The organism is Cryobacterium sp. MDB2-A-1, assembly GCF_004402675.1.
Classification (GTDB): Bacteria; Actinomycetota; Actinomycetes; order Actinomycetales; family Microbacteriaceae; genus Cryobacterium; species Cryobacterium glucosi.
In genome coordinates this window covers 368,215-383,828 of the sequence record NZ_SOFK01000028.1, presented here as the reverse complement: position 1 = coordinate 383,828, position 15,614 = coordinate 368,215, and the positions used below count along the sequence as shown (strand labels likewise).

13 protein-coding genes are annotated in these 15,614 nt (G+C 70.0%); 7 read left to right on the top strand and 6 right to left on the bottom strand.

The annotated features are described in order from the left end of the window. Positions 1 to 98: 98 nt before the first annotated feature. Entirely contained in the window at positions 99 to 1,592 is a 1,494-nt protein-coding gene (locus E3O39_RS11065) for an SDR family NAD(P)-dependent oxidoreductase (protein ID WP_134447863.1), read from the top strand. A 70-nt stretch (positions 1,593 to 1,662) separates the two neighbouring features. Here E3O39_RS11065 and E3O39_RS11060 read toward each other — a convergent pair whose 3' ends face one another. The 4 genes from E3O39_RS11060 to E3O39_RS11045 form a co-directional block, all read right to left on the bottom strand. Continuing rightward, positions 1,663 to 2,808, bottom strand: a complete 1,146-nt coding sequence (locus E3O39_RS11060) for an EAL domain-containing protein (RefSeq protein WP_241985042.1) — start codon at positions 2,806 to 2,808, stop codon at positions 1,663 to 1,665. A 5-nt stretch (positions 2,809 to 2,813) separates the two neighbouring features. Beyond that, on the bottom strand, positions 2,814 to 3,005 hold the full coding sequence (locus E3O39_RS11055; RefSeq protein ID WP_241975418.1) for a DUF1059 domain-containing protein: 192 nt from the start codon (positions 3,003 to 3,005) through the stop codon (positions 2,814 to 2,816). A 129-nt stretch (positions 3,006 to 3,134) separates the two neighbouring features. Beyond that, positions 3,135 to 3,941 (bottom strand): GNAT family N-acetyltransferase, encoded by an 807-nt coding sequence (locus tag E3O39_RS11050; protein WP_134447861.1) that lies wholly within the window; start codon positions 3,939 to 3,941, stop codon positions 3,135 to 3,137. Between the two features lie 52 nt (positions 3,942 to 3,993). Then, on the bottom strand, positions 3,994 to 4,611 hold the full coding sequence (locus E3O39_RS11045) for a GNAT family N-acetyltransferase (RefSeq protein WP_134447859.1): 618 nt from the start codon (positions 4,609 to 4,611) through the stop codon (positions 3,994 to 3,996). Positions 4,612 to 4,724: 113 nt separating this feature from the next. Between E3O39_RS11045 and E3O39_RS11040 the strand changes: the two genes are divergently transcribed. Then, complete coding sequence (locus E3O39_RS11040) at positions 4,725 to 5,132, top strand: VOC family protein (RefSeq protein WP_134447857.1); 408 nt, start codon at positions 4,725 to 4,727, stop codon at positions 5,130 to 5,132. 77 nt (positions 5,133 to 5,209) lie between these two features. Here E3O39_RS11040 and E3O39_RS11035 read toward each other — a convergent pair whose 3' ends face one another. Next, positions 5,210 to 5,908: a YafY family protein gene (locus E3O39_RS11035; RefSeq protein WP_174774628.1), complete on the bottom strand. Its 699-nt coding sequence runs from the start codon at positions 5,906 to 5,908 to the stop codon at positions 5,210 to 5,212. A 108-nt stretch (positions 5,909 to 6,016) separates the two neighbouring features. Between E3O39_RS11035 and pepN the strand changes: the two genes are divergently transcribed. From pepN to E3O39_RS11010, 5 genes are all read left to right on the top strand, one after another. After that, positions 6,017 to 8,560: an aminopeptidase N gene (gene pepN / locus E3O39_RS11030; protein ID WP_134447855.1), complete on the top strand. Its 2,544-nt coding sequence runs from the start codon at positions 6,017 to 6,019 to the stop codon at positions 8,558 to 8,560. Positions 8,561 to 8,677: 117 nt separating this feature from the next. After that, positions 8,678 to 9,988 (top strand): mechanosensitive ion channel domain-containing protein, encoded by a 1,311-nt coding sequence (locus E3O39_RS11025; protein WP_134447853.1) that lies wholly within the window; start codon positions 8,678 to 8,680, stop codon positions 9,986 to 9,988. Continuing rightward, positions 9,978 to 10,466, top strand: coding sequence for a globin (locus tag E3O39_RS11020; RefSeq protein ID WP_134447851.1), 489 nt, complete (start codon positions 9,978 to 9,980; stop codon positions 10,464 to 10,466). The genes E3O39_RS11025 and E3O39_RS11020 overlap by 11 nt, the downstream gene beginning before the upstream one ends. Before the next feature lie 156 nt (positions 10,467 to 10,622). Then, the gene (locus tag E3O39_RS11015; protein WP_134447849.1) at positions 10,623 to 12,239 is read left to right on the top strand and encodes an HNH endonuclease signature motif containing protein; all 1,617 of its coding nucleotides are present in this window, start codon (positions 10,623 to 10,625) and stop codon (positions 12,237 to 12,239) included. Between the two features lie 101 nt (positions 12,240 to 12,340). After that, positions 12,341 to 14,047, top strand: coding sequence for an FAD-binding dehydrogenase (locus E3O39_RS11010; protein ID WP_134447847.1), 1,707 nt, complete (start codon positions 12,341 to 12,343; stop codon positions 14,045 to 14,047). 143 nt (positions 14,048 to 14,190) lie between these two features. On the opposite strand, the gene E3O39_RS11005 is transcribed toward E3O39_RS11010, so the two are convergent. After that, a complete protein-coding gene (locus E3O39_RS11005; protein WP_134447845.1) occupies positions 14,191 to 15,603 on the bottom strand; it encodes an NAD(P)/FAD-dependent oxidoreductase in 1,413 nt (470 codons plus the stop codon). Between the last annotated feature and the right edge of the window lie 11 nt (positions 15,604 to 15,614).

The window sequence follows — 15,614 nt, the reverse complement described above, 5'->3', positions numbered from 1 at the left end:
CCCAGGGGCACGCGGCGTCCGTCCCCTGGGACGGACGCCGCTTCTTCGTCAGGCGGTCCGCCCGGGCGGCGTCCGGGAGCGGCCCGTACTATTGACGGATGACCATCGAGCCTTCCGCAGAGTCCGTGCCCGTCCCGAGCATCGACCCCGGCGACCTCGAGACCGCCCTGCGAGTGCTCGCCTCCCTCGCCGCACTCGACCAGGAAGACCCGGACTTCGTCACCGTCCGGCAGGCGACCGCGAAGATGTTCAAGTCGGTCAAGCAGGTGCGCCGCGGCGAGAAGCGGGCCCTGATCGCGGAGGCCGACCGTGAGGTCATCGCGGCGACCGCGACCGGCGCCCCGACCCGGATCGACGACGAGACCGTCGGCGCCCAGCTGCGCCTCGGCACCGACCGGGCGTCGGCAGGCGAGCTTCTCGTTCCGCGGGCGTGCTACATCTGCAAGCAGAAGTACACCCTCGTCGACGCGTTCTACCACCAGCTCTGCCCGGCCTGCGCTGCGATGAGCCACGGGAAGCGCGACGCCCGCACCGACCTGACCGGCAAGCGCGCACTCCTCACCGGCGGCCGGGCCAAGATCGGCATGTACATCGCGCTGCGGCTGCTGCGGGACGGCGCCCACACCACCATCACGACCCGGTTCCCCCGGGACGCGGTCAGGCGCTTCACCGCGATGCCCGACTCCGGCGACTGGCTGCACCGGCTGCGGATCGTCGGCATCGACCTGCGCGACCCCGCCCAGGTGATCGGCCTCGCCGACTCCGTCGCGGCAGCAGGCACCCTGGACATCCTGATCAATAACGCGGCGCAGACCGTGCGCCGCTTTCCCGGTTCGTACTCGATGCTCGTCGAGGCGGAGTCTTCGCCGCTGCCGGCCGATTCCGTGCCCGAGATCGTCAGCTTCGGCCACACCAACGACGCCCACCCGAGCGCCCTCGCCGCCTCGGTGACGAGCCACCCGATCCTCGCCGCCGCGACCGTGTCTGCAACCGAAGCGCTCACCGCGGACGACCTCACCGCGCTCGCGCTCGCACCCGGCTCGTCCTCGCTCGCCCGGCACGCGGCCGGTACCGCGATCGACGCGGGCGGCCTCGTTCCCGACCTGCACTCCGCCAACAGCTGGACCGCCAACGTCGAGGACGTCGACCCGCTCGAGATGCTCGAGGTGCAGCTCTGCAACACGACGGCGCCGTTCCTGCTCGTGAGCCGTCTGCGGGCCTCGCTCGCGGCATCCACTGCCCGGCGCACGTACATCGTCAACGTGTCGGCGATGGAGGGCGTCTTCGGCCGCGGTTACAAGGGGCCAGGCCACCCGCATACGAACATGGCCAAGGCCGCGCTCAACATGCTCACCCGCACGAGCGCGAAGGAGATGCTCGGCGACGGGATCCTGATGACGAGCGTCGACACCGGCTGGATCACCGACGAGCGGCCGCACCCGACCAAGCTGCGCCTCGCCGAGGAGGGCTTCCATGCCCCGCTCGACCTCGTCGACGGTGCGGCGCGGGTCTACGACCCGATCGTGCGCGGCGAGGCAGGCGAGGACCTCTACGGCGTCTTCCTCAAGGACTACAAGCCCGCAGCCTGGTAGCCCGGGGGCCCGGCTGCACGGCTGCACGGCTGCACGGCTGCCGCCGGAGGAGCGGGGCTGTCGACCGCACTCACGACCGGTCGGAACCGGCCACCGCGGTGACCAGACGTTCCAGGCGGGCGATGCCCGTGAAACGGCCGGCGTTGTCGGTCGCGAGGAGCGGGTCGAACCTGCTCGTCTCGTCGCGGGTCATCGCGCGCTTGAGTGCCTCGGTGATGGGCGTGTCCAGGTTCACCCTGAGGCCCTGGCTCACGACCCCGAGCCGGGCGGATCCACCGCCGAGCGCAGCCACCGGGCGATGGTGCTCATCAATGAGCACAACGGAGCGCAGCCTCGGTTGTGCGCCGAAGGCGGCGGCGGCTGCTGCGACGCTTTCGACGGTCGGAACGACCTCGAGTACGTCCCGGATCACCGCGGCCGCGCTGGACACTCGTCGCGCGGCGAGGCGGAGCGCCACGTCGACGTCGATCCCGGCCCACGGCGGCGCCGGCCGCGCGAGCACGTAGCCCTGCAGGAGGGGCACCCCGAGGGCGACGAGCGCGTCGAGTTCCTCGACGGTCTCGACGCCTTCCCCGAGCAGCCACGCGTCGACCCGGCCCGCGAAGGTTCCGACCATTTCGACGAGCGCGAGTTTCGCCTCGTCACGATCGAGATCCTGGATCAGGGCCCTGTCGAGCTTGATCATCGAGGGGCGGAGCGAAAGCAGATGCCGCAAGCCGGCATACCCGGATCCGGGGTCGTCGACGGCGATCAGACCGCCCGCCGCACGCACCTCGTGGAGATAGGGCTCGAGGGACAGGTAGGACTCGATGGGCGCCTGTTCGGTCAACTCGATGATCAGGCCCCCGAGGTCACCCTCGTCCCGCCACACCTCGCGGACACTCTCGCACGACAGCAGGTCCGGCGACACGTTGAGGGTCAGGAAGCAGTTCCGCGGCAGGGTCGGGCGCGCCACGAGCGCCGTGCGCAGTGCGAGCACCTCGAGTTCTTCCGCCCGGCCGTGCGCGCGGGCTGCGGCGAACCAGCTCTCCGGGTTCCGCTCGGAGTATCCCGAGAACCTGGTCAGGGCCTCATACCCGACGATCACGCCTCTGGCGGAGTCGACGATCGGCTGGTAGACGCTCGACACACCCTCTCCCCGGCAGGCCGCGGCGAGCATGGAGTCCCAGCCTGCGTCGCCGGGGGCGCGATCGGCCCGAACGCGGTCGGCCGGCACGAGCGTCAGCCGACCGGGACGATGGTGGCCAGCACGGCCTGTTCGAGCTCTGGCGAGACCTCGCTCAATCCGTGCACGGCGGCGGCATGAGCCGACACCTGAAACAGGATTTCGTCATCCGTCGAGCACACCCAACGGGCCTCGCAGCCCGGCACCACATCTCCACAAGCAAACGATTTCACCAGCCCCACCCTCATCTAGATTGCAAGCATAAACGCATCCCGCCGACGGTCGTCGCCGCGCCATGCACTCGGAGACGCAGCCTCTCCGCCCACGATTATGTTCGGAGTGTGCGGCCGTGCGGATTGGATCGCCGGGAACCGGGTTCAGTCGTGCTTCGGGGTCCAGACGTATGGCGTTGTCGTCGTGACGGCCTCGAAGCCGAGGCGCAGCAGGATCGGCAGGCTGTCGTCCGAGGCGTCAACCTGGAGGTAGGGCACGCCGCGGCGGGCGGCGAGCTGCGCACGGGCGGCGACGAGGGCCCGGTAGACGCCCCTGCCGCGCCACTCGGCGAGGGTCGACCCGCCCCAGAGCCCGGCGAAATCGGTGCCGGGCTGGAATTCCAGGCGGGCGGACGAGACGAGCCGGTCCCCCGCCTCGGCGACGATGATCACGACGTCATCGCCCGCTTCCCGCACGCTCGACTCGAGGTCGTCGGCGAGCCAGGCATGGTCCTCGCCCCACACCTCGGTCTGCAGCGCGGCGATCCGCTCGAAGTCCGCTCGAGTCGTGACCCGGCGCAGGGTGATCCCCTCCGGCACTGTCGGGGCGGATGCGAGCGGCCCGGTCAGCCCGATCACGACGGTCTCGCGGTCCTCGGCCACAAAGCCCGCGGCCTCGAGCCGTTCGGGCAGGTCGGCGGGCAGGTCGTGGCTACGGGTCTTCCATTCGACGGGCTCGCCGCGGGCCGCGAAGAAGTCGCGGTGGCGGCGGATCAGGGCGTCGAGGTCCGCGCCACGCACGCCGACGTCCTGCGCCGTCTCGACGAAGCCGCGGGTGCGGCCGACGACCCGCAGCACGGGCCCCTCGAGCTCGTAGACGGGGGAAGCCGGCGGCACAGCGGGCACCCACAGGCGGAGCTGGTCGTCGTAGGCGGAGAGCAGGGCTGCTGCAGATGCGACGGTGGATGTCATTGGCGTCAGCCTACGACGCGGCGCGACCGCCGGCATCCGGTTCGGTCGGCGTTCACGCGCCCGGGGTTTCGGCGAGCGCTGCATACCGGGCGAGCCCCTCGCGGAGGCCGAGGCGCACGGCCGGCCACTCGGCAGCGATGATCGAGAACACCACGGTGTCGCGCACGGCGCCCTCCGGCCCGACGGAGTGGCTGCGGAGCACGCCGTCCTGCTTCGCACCGAGCGCTGCGATCGCGGCGCGGGACTGCCGGTTGTGCCAGTGCGTGCGGAACTCGACCGCGATGCAGTCGAGCTCCTCGAAGGCATACCCGAGCAGCAGCAGCTTCGCCTCCCGGTTGGCGCCGGTGCCCTGGGCGCTCTTTCCCAGCCACGTCGAGCCGATCTCGAGCCGCTGCTGGTCGGGGCTCGGGTGCATAAAGGTCGTCATGCCGACCATGGCCCCCGTCGAGGTCAGGCGGATGCCCCACGGCATCATCTGCCCGGACGCGGCGAGCGCGAGGCGCCGGTCGATCTCCGCGGCCATGGCCTCCGGCCGCGGGACCGCCGTGTACCAGGCACGCCACAGCTCGCCCTCCGCCACGGCGACGGCGAGTTCGGCCGCGTGCTCAGGGGCGAGTGGCTCGAGGGTGACGCGGGTTCCGGAGAGTCGGGGCGCTGCGGCGAATTCCATGCCTCGACCCTATTCGATCGGATTCTGCCGTTAAACACCGACAGGGGGTTGTCGTACGCGGGCTCGAGACTGGCTCCTGCCGGGATGCTCCCGGCCAGACAAGGACCTTACCGATGAACCTCGTATCCGTTCGATTGATCACCGACGACGTGAAGCGCCTGGTCGCCTTCTACGAACGCGCACTCCGCACACCGGCCAGCTGGTCGACCGATGACTTCGCCGAGATACGCACCCCGACAGGGACTCTGGCGATCGGCAGCACGCGGACCGTCGGCCTCTTCGGGCCCGGAGCCGCGCGCCCGGCCGACAACCACACCGCGATCATCGAGTTCCTCGTCGCGGACGTCGACGCCGAATACGCCAGGCTCTCCCCCTGGCTCACCGATGTCGTCACCGTGCCAACAACCATGCCCTGGGGCAACCGGTCCCTGCTGGTGCGCGACCCCGACGGTACTCTGCTCAACTTCTTCACACCCGTGACAGCGGACGCCGCCGCCAGGTTCGCCGGCCACGACCGGTAGGGCCGGGCTCAGACTCAGGCCCAGGGCCCTGGCCGCGATGCCGGCGTGTACACCGGCCACCGCCGTGTGCCCGTCGCCTACCCCAGGTCGAGCCGGGTGACGACGCCGTACGGGATGTCCAGATCGTCCCTGGCCAGCGGGCGGGGATCGGGCGTCTCTGCCGTCACCGACACGGACACGATCCGGTCGACGCGGAAGGCGCGCACGCCGTCGCGCAGCCGGCACCAGCCGAGCAGGTACCAGTGCGTCGGCGATCCGACGTAGCCGAGCGGTTCGACGTCGCGCCGGGTCAGGGCGCCTGCCGTGTCCCGGTAGGCGAGGCGCAGCACCCGGCCGGTCGACAGGGCGCTCGCCACGCTGTGCGGAACCGCCGGGAGCGGATGCCCGTCGCCGAGCAGGTGGATGCGCCCGGCCAGCTCCCGTGCGGCACGCGCGTCGTCAGCCTGCATCGCGGCCAGGAGTTTGGGCAGGGCGGAGCGTGCGGCGGCCCGGAACGGCGTTTCCTCGAGCAGTCGGAGACCGACGGAGAGGGCGACGGCCTCGTCCGGGGTGAGGTTCACCGGTGGAAGTGTCCGCCGCTGGTCCAGACAATAGCCGCCGGTGCGCCCGTGCTCGGCCCAGATCGGCACCCCGGACTGTTGCAGTGCACTGATGTCGCGCTCGATCGTGCGCGAGCTGATCTCGAAGCGCCCGGCCAGCCATCCCGCACTGCGTGGGCGTGGCGCGACCGCGCGCAGTTCCTCCACGATCGCATAGAGGCGGTCGGTCCGGTTCACGCCAGCCACTCTAACGGCAGGCACCGACCTTGCCGTCAAGGATCGGTAGGCTTAAGAGACGTGCGACCGGCGCCAGAAGCGCCGGTCGAGACTGAGATGGAGAAAACGTTGCCAGGAGAGAACCTCACCCGGATCGAAGCCCAGGAGCGCGCAGCGCTCGTCACTGTGCAGAAGTACGCGATCAGCCTTGACCTCACGACGGGTCCCGAAACCTTCGCGAGCACAACGACGGTCACCTTCACCGCGACCCCGGGTGCCTCGACGTTCATCGACGCGATCACGCGCACGGTGCACGCAGTGACCCTCAACGGGGTCGACCTCGACCCGGCAAGCGTGAGCGACGGCATCCGCATTCAGCTCGATGGTCTCGCCGCAGAGAACACGCTCACCGTCGTCGCCGACGCCGAGTACACGAACACCGGTGAGGGCCTGCATCGCTTCGTCGACCCGGTCGACAACGAGGTCTACCTCTACAGCCAGTTCGAGGTTCCGGACTCCCGCCGCGTGTTCGCGGTCTTCGAGCAGCCCGACCTCAAGGCCGCGTTCCAGTTCACCGTGACGGCCCCCGGCGAATGGGAGGTCGTCTCCAACTCGACGACGCCCGAGCCCACGGATGCCGGCAACGGCGCGAAGACCTGGGCGTTCGAGCCCACCCACACGATCTCGAGCTACATCACGGCGCTCATCGCCGGCCCGTACGCGGTCATCCGCAGCGAGCTCACCTCGAGCGACGGCCGGATCATCCCCCTCGGCCTGTTCAGCCGCAAGAGCCTGTCCCAGTTCCTCGACTCCGACTACCTCTTCGAGAAGACCCGCCAGGGCTTCGCCTACTTCGAGGAGAAGTTCAACTACCCGTATCCCTTCGACAAGTTCGACCAGCTCTTCGTGCCGGAGTTCAACGCGGGCGCGATGGAGAACGCCGGAGCGGTCACCTTCACCGAGACCTACGTCTTCCGGTCCAAGGTCACGGATGCCATCAAGGAACGCCGCGTCGTCACCGTGCTGCACGAACTCGCGCACATGTGGTTCGGCGACCTCGTCACGATGAAGTGGTGGAACGACCTGTGGCTCAACGAGTCCTTCGCTGAGTGGGCCTCGACCATCGCCACTGCCGAAGCGACCGAGTGGACAGAGGCCTGGACCACCTTCGCCGTGATGGAGAAGAGCTGGGCATACAAGCAGGACCAGCTGCCCTCGACCCACCCCGTCGTCGCGACCATCACCGACTTCGATGACGTGCTCGTCAACTTCGACGGCATCACCTACGCCAAGGGCGGATCTGTCCTCAAGCAGCTCGTCGCCTGGGTCGGCCGCGACGAGTTCTTCGCCGGCGTCGCCTCCTACTTCGCCAAGCACCAGTGGGGCAACACCGAGCTCAACGACCTCCTCGTCGAGCTCGAGGCATCCAGCGGCCGCGACCTCTCCGGCTGGGCCGCGAAGTGGCTCGAGACCGCGGGCGTCAACACCCTCCGCCCCGAGATCGCCGTGGACGCCGCCGGGGTCATCACCGGCTTCTCCGTGCTGCAGAGCGCGACCGCCGACTACCCGACGATCCGCCCGCACCGCCTCGCGATCGGGTTCTACGACCTCGTCGACGGGCAGCTCGTGCGCACCCACCGGGTCGAGATCGACGTCGACGGAGAGAAGACGGATGTTGCCGAGCTCGTCGGCCGCGTCCGCCCGGCCCTCGTGCTCCTCAACGACGACGACCTCGCCTATGCGAAGATCCGGCTCGACCCGGCCTCGCAGGAGGTGGCCCTCGAGAACCTCGCCGCGATCGAGAGCCCGCTCGCCCGCGCCATCGTCTGGGGTGCGATCTGGGACGCCACCCGCGACGCCGAGACCGGCGCCCGCGACTTCGTGAGCCTCGTGCTCGGCAACATCGCGAGCGAGACAGAGTCGACCACCCTGCGCACCGTGCTCGGCCAGCTCGTGCTCGCCGCGAACTATTATGTGGCTCCCGAGTTCCAGGCCTCGACGCTGACCGAGGTCGGCGACGCGCTCTGGTCCCTCGCCCAGCACGCCGAGCCCGGCAGCGACGCGCAGTTCCAGTTCGTGAAGTTCTTCGCCTCCGTCGCCGCCACCGACAGCCAGCTCGCGAGCGTCGCAGCCCTCCGGAACGGAACGGTCCCGCTCGAGGGGCTCGAGATCGACACCGACCTCGCCTGGGAGCTGCTCATCGCCCTTGCCGCCGGCGGCAAGGTCGACGGCGCGGAGATCGACGCGGCGCACGCTGCGGACAACACCGCGACCGGCGCCCAGTCGGCCGCGCAGGCTCGCGCCGCTCTTCCGACCCCGGAGGCCAAGCAGGCCGCCTGGGATTCCCTGATCGAGACGGACACCGCCCCGAACACGATCGTGCGCGTCACCGCGGCCGGGTTCCTGCGCGCGAACGACACGAGCCTGCTCGAGCCGTTCGTCGACACCTACTTCGCGATGCTGCAGCCGGTCTGGGTATCCCGCAGCTTCTCGATCGCGGAGAAGCTCATCATCGGCCTGTACCCGTCCCCGCTCGCCAACCAGGCGCTCGTCGAGGCGACCCGCACGTGGCTCGACGCCAACCCCGAGCCCGTCGCACTGCGTCGCCTCGTGATCGAGAACCTCGCGGGAGTGGAACGTTCCCTCGCCGCCCAGGCGCGCGACGCCGAGTAACCGCTCCGCGGCATCCGCCGGCCCGAACGGCCTCGCCCCTCAGGGGGCGGGGCCGTTTTCACGTTGGCGGGGCGCTCAGGGTTCGCCCGGTCGGCTCTCGGTAGACTCGAAAGCGCTATGAACTGGGACATTATCTGGGCTGAAATCGTCAAATACTTCACAACGACCCTCGGGCTACAACTGCTGCAGGTGCTCGGAATCCTCATCGTCGCGTTCGCGGTGCACTGGATCCTGCAGTTCGTGATCCGCCGCGTGGTGATCCAGATTGTCACCGGCGTCAAGCGCACCCAGAAGGTTGAGGACACCCGGGCGCTCAACGTGTCCCCGGTCGCCGCCGTTCGCGTCGTGCAGCGCACCCGTACGCTCGGCTCCGTCCTGACCAACATCGTCAATGTGCTCGTCGTGATCATCGCCGGCCTGCTCATCCTGCAGGTGATGGCCCCGAGCATCCTGGGCTCGTTCGCCCTGCTGACGGCCGCGATCGGCGCCGGCCTCGGCTTCGGTGCCCAGAACATCGTCAAGGACATCCTGAACGGCCTGTTCATGGTCATGGAGGACCAGCTCGGCGTTGGCGACATCGTCGACACCGGGTTCGCCTCCGGCGTCGTGGAGACGGTCGGCATCCGCATCACCCAGATCCGCGACGTGAACGGCACGCTCTGGTTCGTTCGCAACGGCGAGATCCTCCGGGTCGGCAACATGTCGCAGGGCTGGGCCCGCGTCATCATCGACCTGCCCATCCCGTACAGCTCGGACGTCGAAGCCATCCAGTCCGAAATGCTGCGGGTCGCGACGGCGCTCGCCTCGAGTCGCAAATGGCGGTCGATCATCCTCGAGAAGCCGGAGATCTGGGGCCTCGAGTCGATTTCCGCCGAGGCCCTTGTCACCCGGCTCGCCGTGAAGGTGCGTGTCTCGGCGAAGTGGGACTTCGCCCGCGACCTGCGCCTGCACCTGAAGCTCGCGCTCGACAGCCTCGGGGTCTCGCTCACTCCGCTCAACAGCGTCGTGATGACGGGGTCGGACGACGGCTCGGATGCCACGCCGCCGACGAACCCCGTCGATATCGCCGCCGTCGCCGCGGCCGCGGAACCCGATCCGCTGCCGCACATCGAGGTTGTTCCGCTCAAGAAGGCCAGGACCCCACGCGGGCCCCGCAAGGCCAAGTCCGTTCCCAAGAAGGAAGCCCCGGTCGACGACGCTCCCGGCGAGGCTGCCCAGGCCCCCGCCCCACGGACAACCGCACCCCGCGCTCCGCGAGCCCCCAAGACTTCCGCCACCCCGACCACCCCGACCACCGCGACCGCTCCAGCCACCCCGAAGGCTCAGGCAGCCCCGAAGGCTCCGACTGTTCCGACGCCGGACGCCGCCCACCCGGGCCCGCCGACTCCCGAAACCGAACCCACCCCCGAGGGATCCCATGACGACTGACCCCGCCCAGCCACCGGTATCCGCCCCCGCCCCGACCCCGGTCGACCCCGCACTGCCTGCCCGGGTGCTGCTGCGCAACGGTGAGAACGGTGCCGCGATCGGTGCCTCGTTCTACGAGCAGGTCGGCGGGCGACCGTTCTTCGAGAGGCTCGTCACCGAGTTCTACCGGGGTGTCGCCGGCGACCCCGTGCTGAAGCCGATGTATCCGGAGGACGACCTCGGCCCGGCGGCAGCGCGCCTCACCGGGTTCCTCGAGCAGTACTGGGGCGGCCCGGGTACCTACAGCGAACAGCGCGGACACCCGCGGCTGCGCCAGCGGCACCAGCCCTTCAAGGTCAACCCGGACGCCAGGGACCGCTGGCTGCTGCACATGCGTGCCGCGGTCGACTCCTGCGAGCTGCCCGAGCTGCAGCGAACCGTGCTCTGGGACTACCTCGAGCGCGCGGCACACGCCATGTTGAACACGTTCGACGACTGATCTCAGGGCGTCTCCAACCGTCCCTGGAGGGGAGAACAGGCTCTCGAAAGAACGAGAACGTTGTGAATTCGCCTCAACACGTACCTGATCAGAGTAGATTTCCACAGACCTGAGCCATGCTCAGAGAATGTCGGTGGTGGGTCGTAACGTGGGGGCATGACCAACCACTCGGAGTCGCCCGCTTCGCCCGATCGGCCGCATGGCGGTGCGTCTCCCAGTACGCCCGTCACCGTGCTGGTGCCGGATGCTGTCGCGGCCTTGGGAAGGTCATCAGCTGACTACGACGCGCTCAGCGACGAGCAGGTTCTTGCCGGGCAAGCGTTGATCGCGGATTCCCGGCGGGCGCTGGAGACGTGTGCCGCGTGGATGGCGGCGACCCTCGCCCGCCGTTCCCGGGCTGAACTCGGCGGGAACGGGCTCGCGGCCCGGCACGGGTTCCGGACCCCGGAAGACCTGCTGCAGAGCGTGTCTGGGTCAAGCAAGGGCGATGCTGTCAAGCTCCTCGGGGTGGGCCGGCTGCTGGCCGAGGCCGACGCCGCCGAGAAGGCCGCCCGCGAAGCCGCCGCGGCGCAGAAGTTACTCGACGGGACTCCGCCCCTCAACGAGGCCGCTCCAGACCTGCCGCCGGTCGACCCGCCGATGCCTGCGGCCGCGGTGCCGCCGTGGCACGCGCCGATCGGCCGGGCCCTGCGCGAGGGCTGGCTGAGCGTCGAGAAGGCGGACTCGCTCCGGAAGGGCCTGGGCGACCTGGACCGGGCGATCACGCCGGAGAAACTCGCGACGGCCCTGGCCCGGCTCCTCACCGAAGCTCGGACCCTGAACACTGACCAGCTGTTCAAGCGCGCCCGGCGGATGCGGGACGTGCTCGATGAGGCCGGCATCGCCGCCCGGGAGAAGGCCGTCTACGACGACCGGTCCCTGCGGTTCTGGCGGCTCCACACCGGGCAGGTGCGCATGGTCGGCCTGTTCGCCCCGGAAGACGGCGAATACCTGATGAGCACCTACGACGCCATCACCAGCCCCCGCCGGGGCGGGGTCCGGTTCGTGGACAAGGAGCAGGCCGCCTGGGCGAAGCGGGTCCAGGACGACCCGCGCACCACCGAACAGCTCACCGCGGACGCGTTCCTGGCCCTGATGAAACTCGGCGTGAAAGCCGACCCGAAACGCATCGCCGGAGGACGAAGCCCCGCCGTCCGCATGATCACCATCCGCCCCACCCACACCGCACCCACCGATGCCGCGCCAACCGAGGCCCCGTCACCCACAGCCGACGCTGCGGCGAACCCCGAAACCGCGGCACCCGCGCTCCAGCCGGGGGTGATCGAGGGGACTGCGGTGACGGTCTCGGCCGAGACCTTGGAACGGAACCTCTGCGACACCGGGATCCTCGACGTCACCTTCGACGACCACGGCCACGGCGTCGACCTCGGCCGCGAACAACGCACCTTCAGCCCCGCCCAACGGGCGGCCCTCTCCCTCCGCGACGGCGGCTGCATGTGGCCCGGCTGCGACCGACCACCGTCCTGGACCGAAACCCACCACATCCACCACTGGAAAGACAACACCGGGCAGACCAACCTCGACCAAGGCATCCTGCTCTGCCGGTCTGACCACCTACGGCTCCACAACGAACACTGGCGCATCACCCGCGACGACACCGGCCAGTACTGGCTCACCCCACCACCCGGACTCGACCCCGAACAGAAACCCATCCCCCTCACCAGCAAAAACGCGCTCACCAGGTGGAGTGAATCCGGGGTACCGCACAGTTAGCATGGAGCCAGCGTCGCTCCGAGCGACGCCCCGCGGGCCCCGAAACGCATTCGACTCCCGCTGCCCCTTCTGACACTGCCCCTTCTGACACTGGAGTCACGATGAGCACGGTTCCCCCGCACGCGACCGGCCCCCGAGCGACATCCCCTCGGACGGATCCGAGCGAAGCCGACGTCATCGTAGTCGGGGCCGGCCTCGCCGGACTCGTCGCGACCGCGGAGCTCGTCGCCGCGGGCAAGCGGGTCATCCTGCTCGACCAGGAGCCGCCCGCCTCGCTCGGCGGCCAGGCCTGGTGGTCGTTCGGCGGCTTGTTCCTTGTCGACTCGCCGGAGCAGCGCAGGCTCGGGGTGCACGACTCCGCCGGACTCGCCAGACAGGACTGGTTCGGCACCGCGGGTTTCGACCGTGACGAGGACCTCTGGCCGAGCCGCTGGGCGGAGGCTTACCTGGACTTCGCCGCCGGCGAGAAGCGCGCCTGGCTGCACTCCCGCGGCATCCGCTTCTTTCCGGTCGTCGGCTGGGCCGAACGCGGCGGCACCACGGCCCTCGGCCCCGGCAACTCCGTGCCGCGGTTCCACATCGTCTGGGGCACCGGTCCGGCGATTCTCGCCCCGTTCATCGAGCGCGTGCGGGAAGGCGTGCGGTCCGGCCTCGTCACGGCGCTGCACCGCCGCAGGGTCGACGAGCTGCTCACCCACGACGGCACGGTCGTCGGCGTGCGGGGAAGCATCCTCGCCCCGAGCGACGCCCCGCGCGGCGCGCCCAGCTCACGCGAGGTCGTCGGCGACTTCGATCTGCGGGCATCCGCCGTCGTCGTGACAAGCGGCGGCATCGGCGGAAACCCCGCGCAAGTCCGCGCCCAGTGGCCGACCCGGCTCGGCACCGCGCCCCGGGAACTGCTGTCCGGCGTGCCCGCGCACGTCGACGGGCGGATGCTCGGCATCAGCGAGCGGGCCGGCGCCCGGCTGATCAACGGAGACAGGATGTGGCACTACCCGGAGGGCGTCGCGAACTGGGACCCGGTCTGGCCCGCGCACGGAATCCGGATCCTGCCCGGTCCGTCCTCGCTCTGGCTCGACGCGACGGGGACCCGGCTGCCCGCTCCCCTGTTCCCCGGCTTCGACACGCTCGGCTCGCTCGAGCACATCCTGCGCACCGGCTACGAACACAGCTGGTTCGTGTTGACCCAGAAGATCATCGAGAAGGAGTTCGCACTCTCCGGCTCCGAACAGAACCCCGACCTCACCGGTAAGAACCTGGCCCTTCTCGCCAAACGGGTGACGAAAGGCGCTCCCGGGCCGGTCGAGGCCTTCAAGAAGCATGGCGCCGATTTTGTCGTCGCCGACACCCTGCCCGACCTGCTCGCGGGCATGCGCCGGCTCTCCCCCGATGCTCCCCTGGACCTCGCCCAGGTCGAGCGGGAGATCCGCGCCCGCGACCGCGAGTTCGACAACGCCTTCACCAAGGATGCCCAGATCACGGCGATCCGCCAGGCCAGGCACTACCGCGGTGACCGTCTCATCCGCGTTGCGAGCCCGCACCGGCTGCTCGACCCGCACGCGGGCCCGCTGATCGCGGTCAAGCTTCACGTCCTGACCCGGAAGAGTCTCGGCGGCATCGAGACGGACCTCTCCGCCCGCGCCCTCGGGCCGGACGGCACACCCGTGCCGGGCCTCTACGCCGCCGGCGAGGCGAGCGGCTTCGGCGGCGGCGGGATGCACGGCTACCGCGCGCTCGAAGGCACCTTCCTCGGCGGATGCCTCTTCTCCGGACGCACCGCGGGGCGCGCCGCCGCGGCGGCGGTCTGACCCCCGGCTGTCACGGGAGCGTCCGCACGCGCCGCACCTCGCGGCGCGCGGTGCGTCTCCGGGCGCGCACCGTGTCTCGCGGCGCGCGCCCGATACATCGCCGCGAGACGCAAACGGCGCCGCGAGTCCGCGCCCGGCGGCGCCTAGTCCAGGACGCTCGTCAGCGCCCCGACCGGCTCGAGTACCGGCTCGAGTACCGGCTCGAGTACGGCCGCGATGGCGGCAGCGGTGTCGCGGCCCATCCGGATCGCCCCGTCGACGTGCTGGTAGCCCTTGCCGGCCAGGTCGCTGCAGGAGAAGTAGATCGGCCCGACGGGGGTGCGCAGATCCGCGCCGTAGCGGGCGAGGCCGCCGAGGTCGAAACTCGCGGCGTATGCACCCCGGGTCCATTCCTCGTTGCCCCAGTCGCTTTCGTAGTAGACCGCCGGCGACAGAGCCTTGTCCCCGAAGTAGTGCGAGAGCGAAAGCAGGATGCGCGCCCGGCGCTCCTCCGCGGGGAGCCGGAACACGGCATCCGCCGCCTCATCGGACACGAAGCCGACGAGGGTGCCGCGGTCGTCTCCGAAGTTGGTGTTGTCGTACGCCTCGTGCACAAGCTCGTAGGGACTGAACGCGGTGCCGGAGAGGCCGTCCTCGCGCCAGAACGGGGTCTTGTAGACGGCGTGAACCTTGATCACGAGACCCATCGAAAGGTGCTGGTGCAGCTGGTGCTGGCGGCGGGGCAGGGCGGGTTCGAAGGAGATCCGGCTGAGCAGAGTCGGCGGAAGCGCGAGGATCGCCCGGCGGGCGTGCACCTCGAGTCCGTCGGTGACCGCGACGACACCCTCGTCGCTCCAGCGCAGGGTGCGCACCGGCTGCCCGAGGTGCACGTCATCGCCGAGCTGCTCCGCGAGCAGCAGCGGGACCTGCTGGAGGCCGCCGACGACGCGCTCGTCGAGGATGAAGTCGGCGTCGACGAGGTTGCTGAAGCTTCCGGCACTCGCGGCCATCAGCAGGGCCTGCAGGGCGGAGAAAGCGTGCGCAGGCTTGGTCAGCATGGCGCCGGCGATGAACATCGCGACGTTGTCGCGGGCCTCCTGGTCGGCTGTCTGGGTTGCGAGCCACCCGGCGAAGGAGATCCGGTCGAGTTCGACGGCCCGCGGGTGCGCCCACGGCCGATCGGGGTCGACCTCGGCGACAAGCTCGTCGAGCGTTGCGATGAGGGCGACGATCTCGGCCTGGGTCTCCGGGGAGACCGGGAAGATCTCGCCCTCGAAGCGGGTGCGTACCCCGGAGTCGTTGATGTAGACGTTTTCTCCGGCGCGGTACCGGGAGTAGGTCTCGAGACCGAGCTCCGCGAGGGTCTCCTTGAGCGCGTGCTGGTCCGGTGACACCCACTGGCCGCCGATCTCGAGCGTGGCTCCCTCGATGTCGTCGGTCCACAGCCGACCGCCGACCCGGTCGCGCGCTTCGAGCACGGCGACGGTGAGGCCGGCCCGGCGCAGCGACGTTGCTGCGGTCAGGCCGGATGCCCCTGCGCCGATGATGACGATGTCACGGTCGATCCTGGTTGTCATGAAAACTCCTC

What these genes read in the sequence shown, in the direction of transcription:
- E3O39_RS11005 (WP_134447845.1), bottom strand. Translation starts at nt 15,603, where the DNA reads ATGACAACCAGGATCGACCGTGACATCGTCATCATCGGCGCAGGGGCA.
- E3O39_RS11020 (WP_134447851.1), top strand. Translation starts at nt 9,978, where the DNA reads ATGACGACTGACCCCGCCCAGCCACCGGTATCCGCCCCCGCCCCGACC.
- E3O39_RS11065 (WP_134447863.1), top strand. Translation starts at nt 99, where the DNA reads ATGACCATCGAGCCTTCCGCAGAGTCCGTGCCCGTCCCGAGCATCGAC.
- E3O39_RS11010 (WP_134447847.1), top strand. Translation starts at nt 12,341, where the DNA reads ATGAGCACGGTTCCCCCGCACGCGACCGGCCCCCGAGCGACATCCCCT.
- E3O39_RS11040 (WP_134447857.1), top strand. Translation starts at nt 4,725, where the DNA reads ATGAACCTCGTATCCGTTCGATTGATCACCGACGACGTGAAGCGCCTG.
- E3O39_RS11055 (WP_241975418.1), bottom strand. Translation starts at nt 3,005, where the DNA reads ATGAGGGTGGGGCTGGTGAAATCGTTTGCTTGTGGAGATGTGGTGCCG.
- E3O39_RS11050 (WP_134447861.1), bottom strand. Translation starts at nt 3,941, where the DNA reads ATGACATCCACCGTCGCATCTGCAGCAGCCCTGCTCTCCGCCTACGAC.
- E3O39_RS11015 (WP_134447849.1), top strand. Translation starts at nt 10,623, where the DNA reads ATGACCAACCACTCGGAGTCGCCCGCTTCGCCCGATCGGCCGCATGGC.
- E3O39_RS11045 (WP_134447859.1), bottom strand. Translation starts at nt 4,611, where the DNA reads ATGGAATTCGCCGCAGCGCCCCGACTCTCCGGAACCCGCGTCACCCTC.
- E3O39_RS11025 (WP_134447853.1), top strand. Translation starts at nt 8,678, where the DNA reads ATGAACTGGGACATTATCTGGGCTGAAATCGTCAAATACTTCACAACG.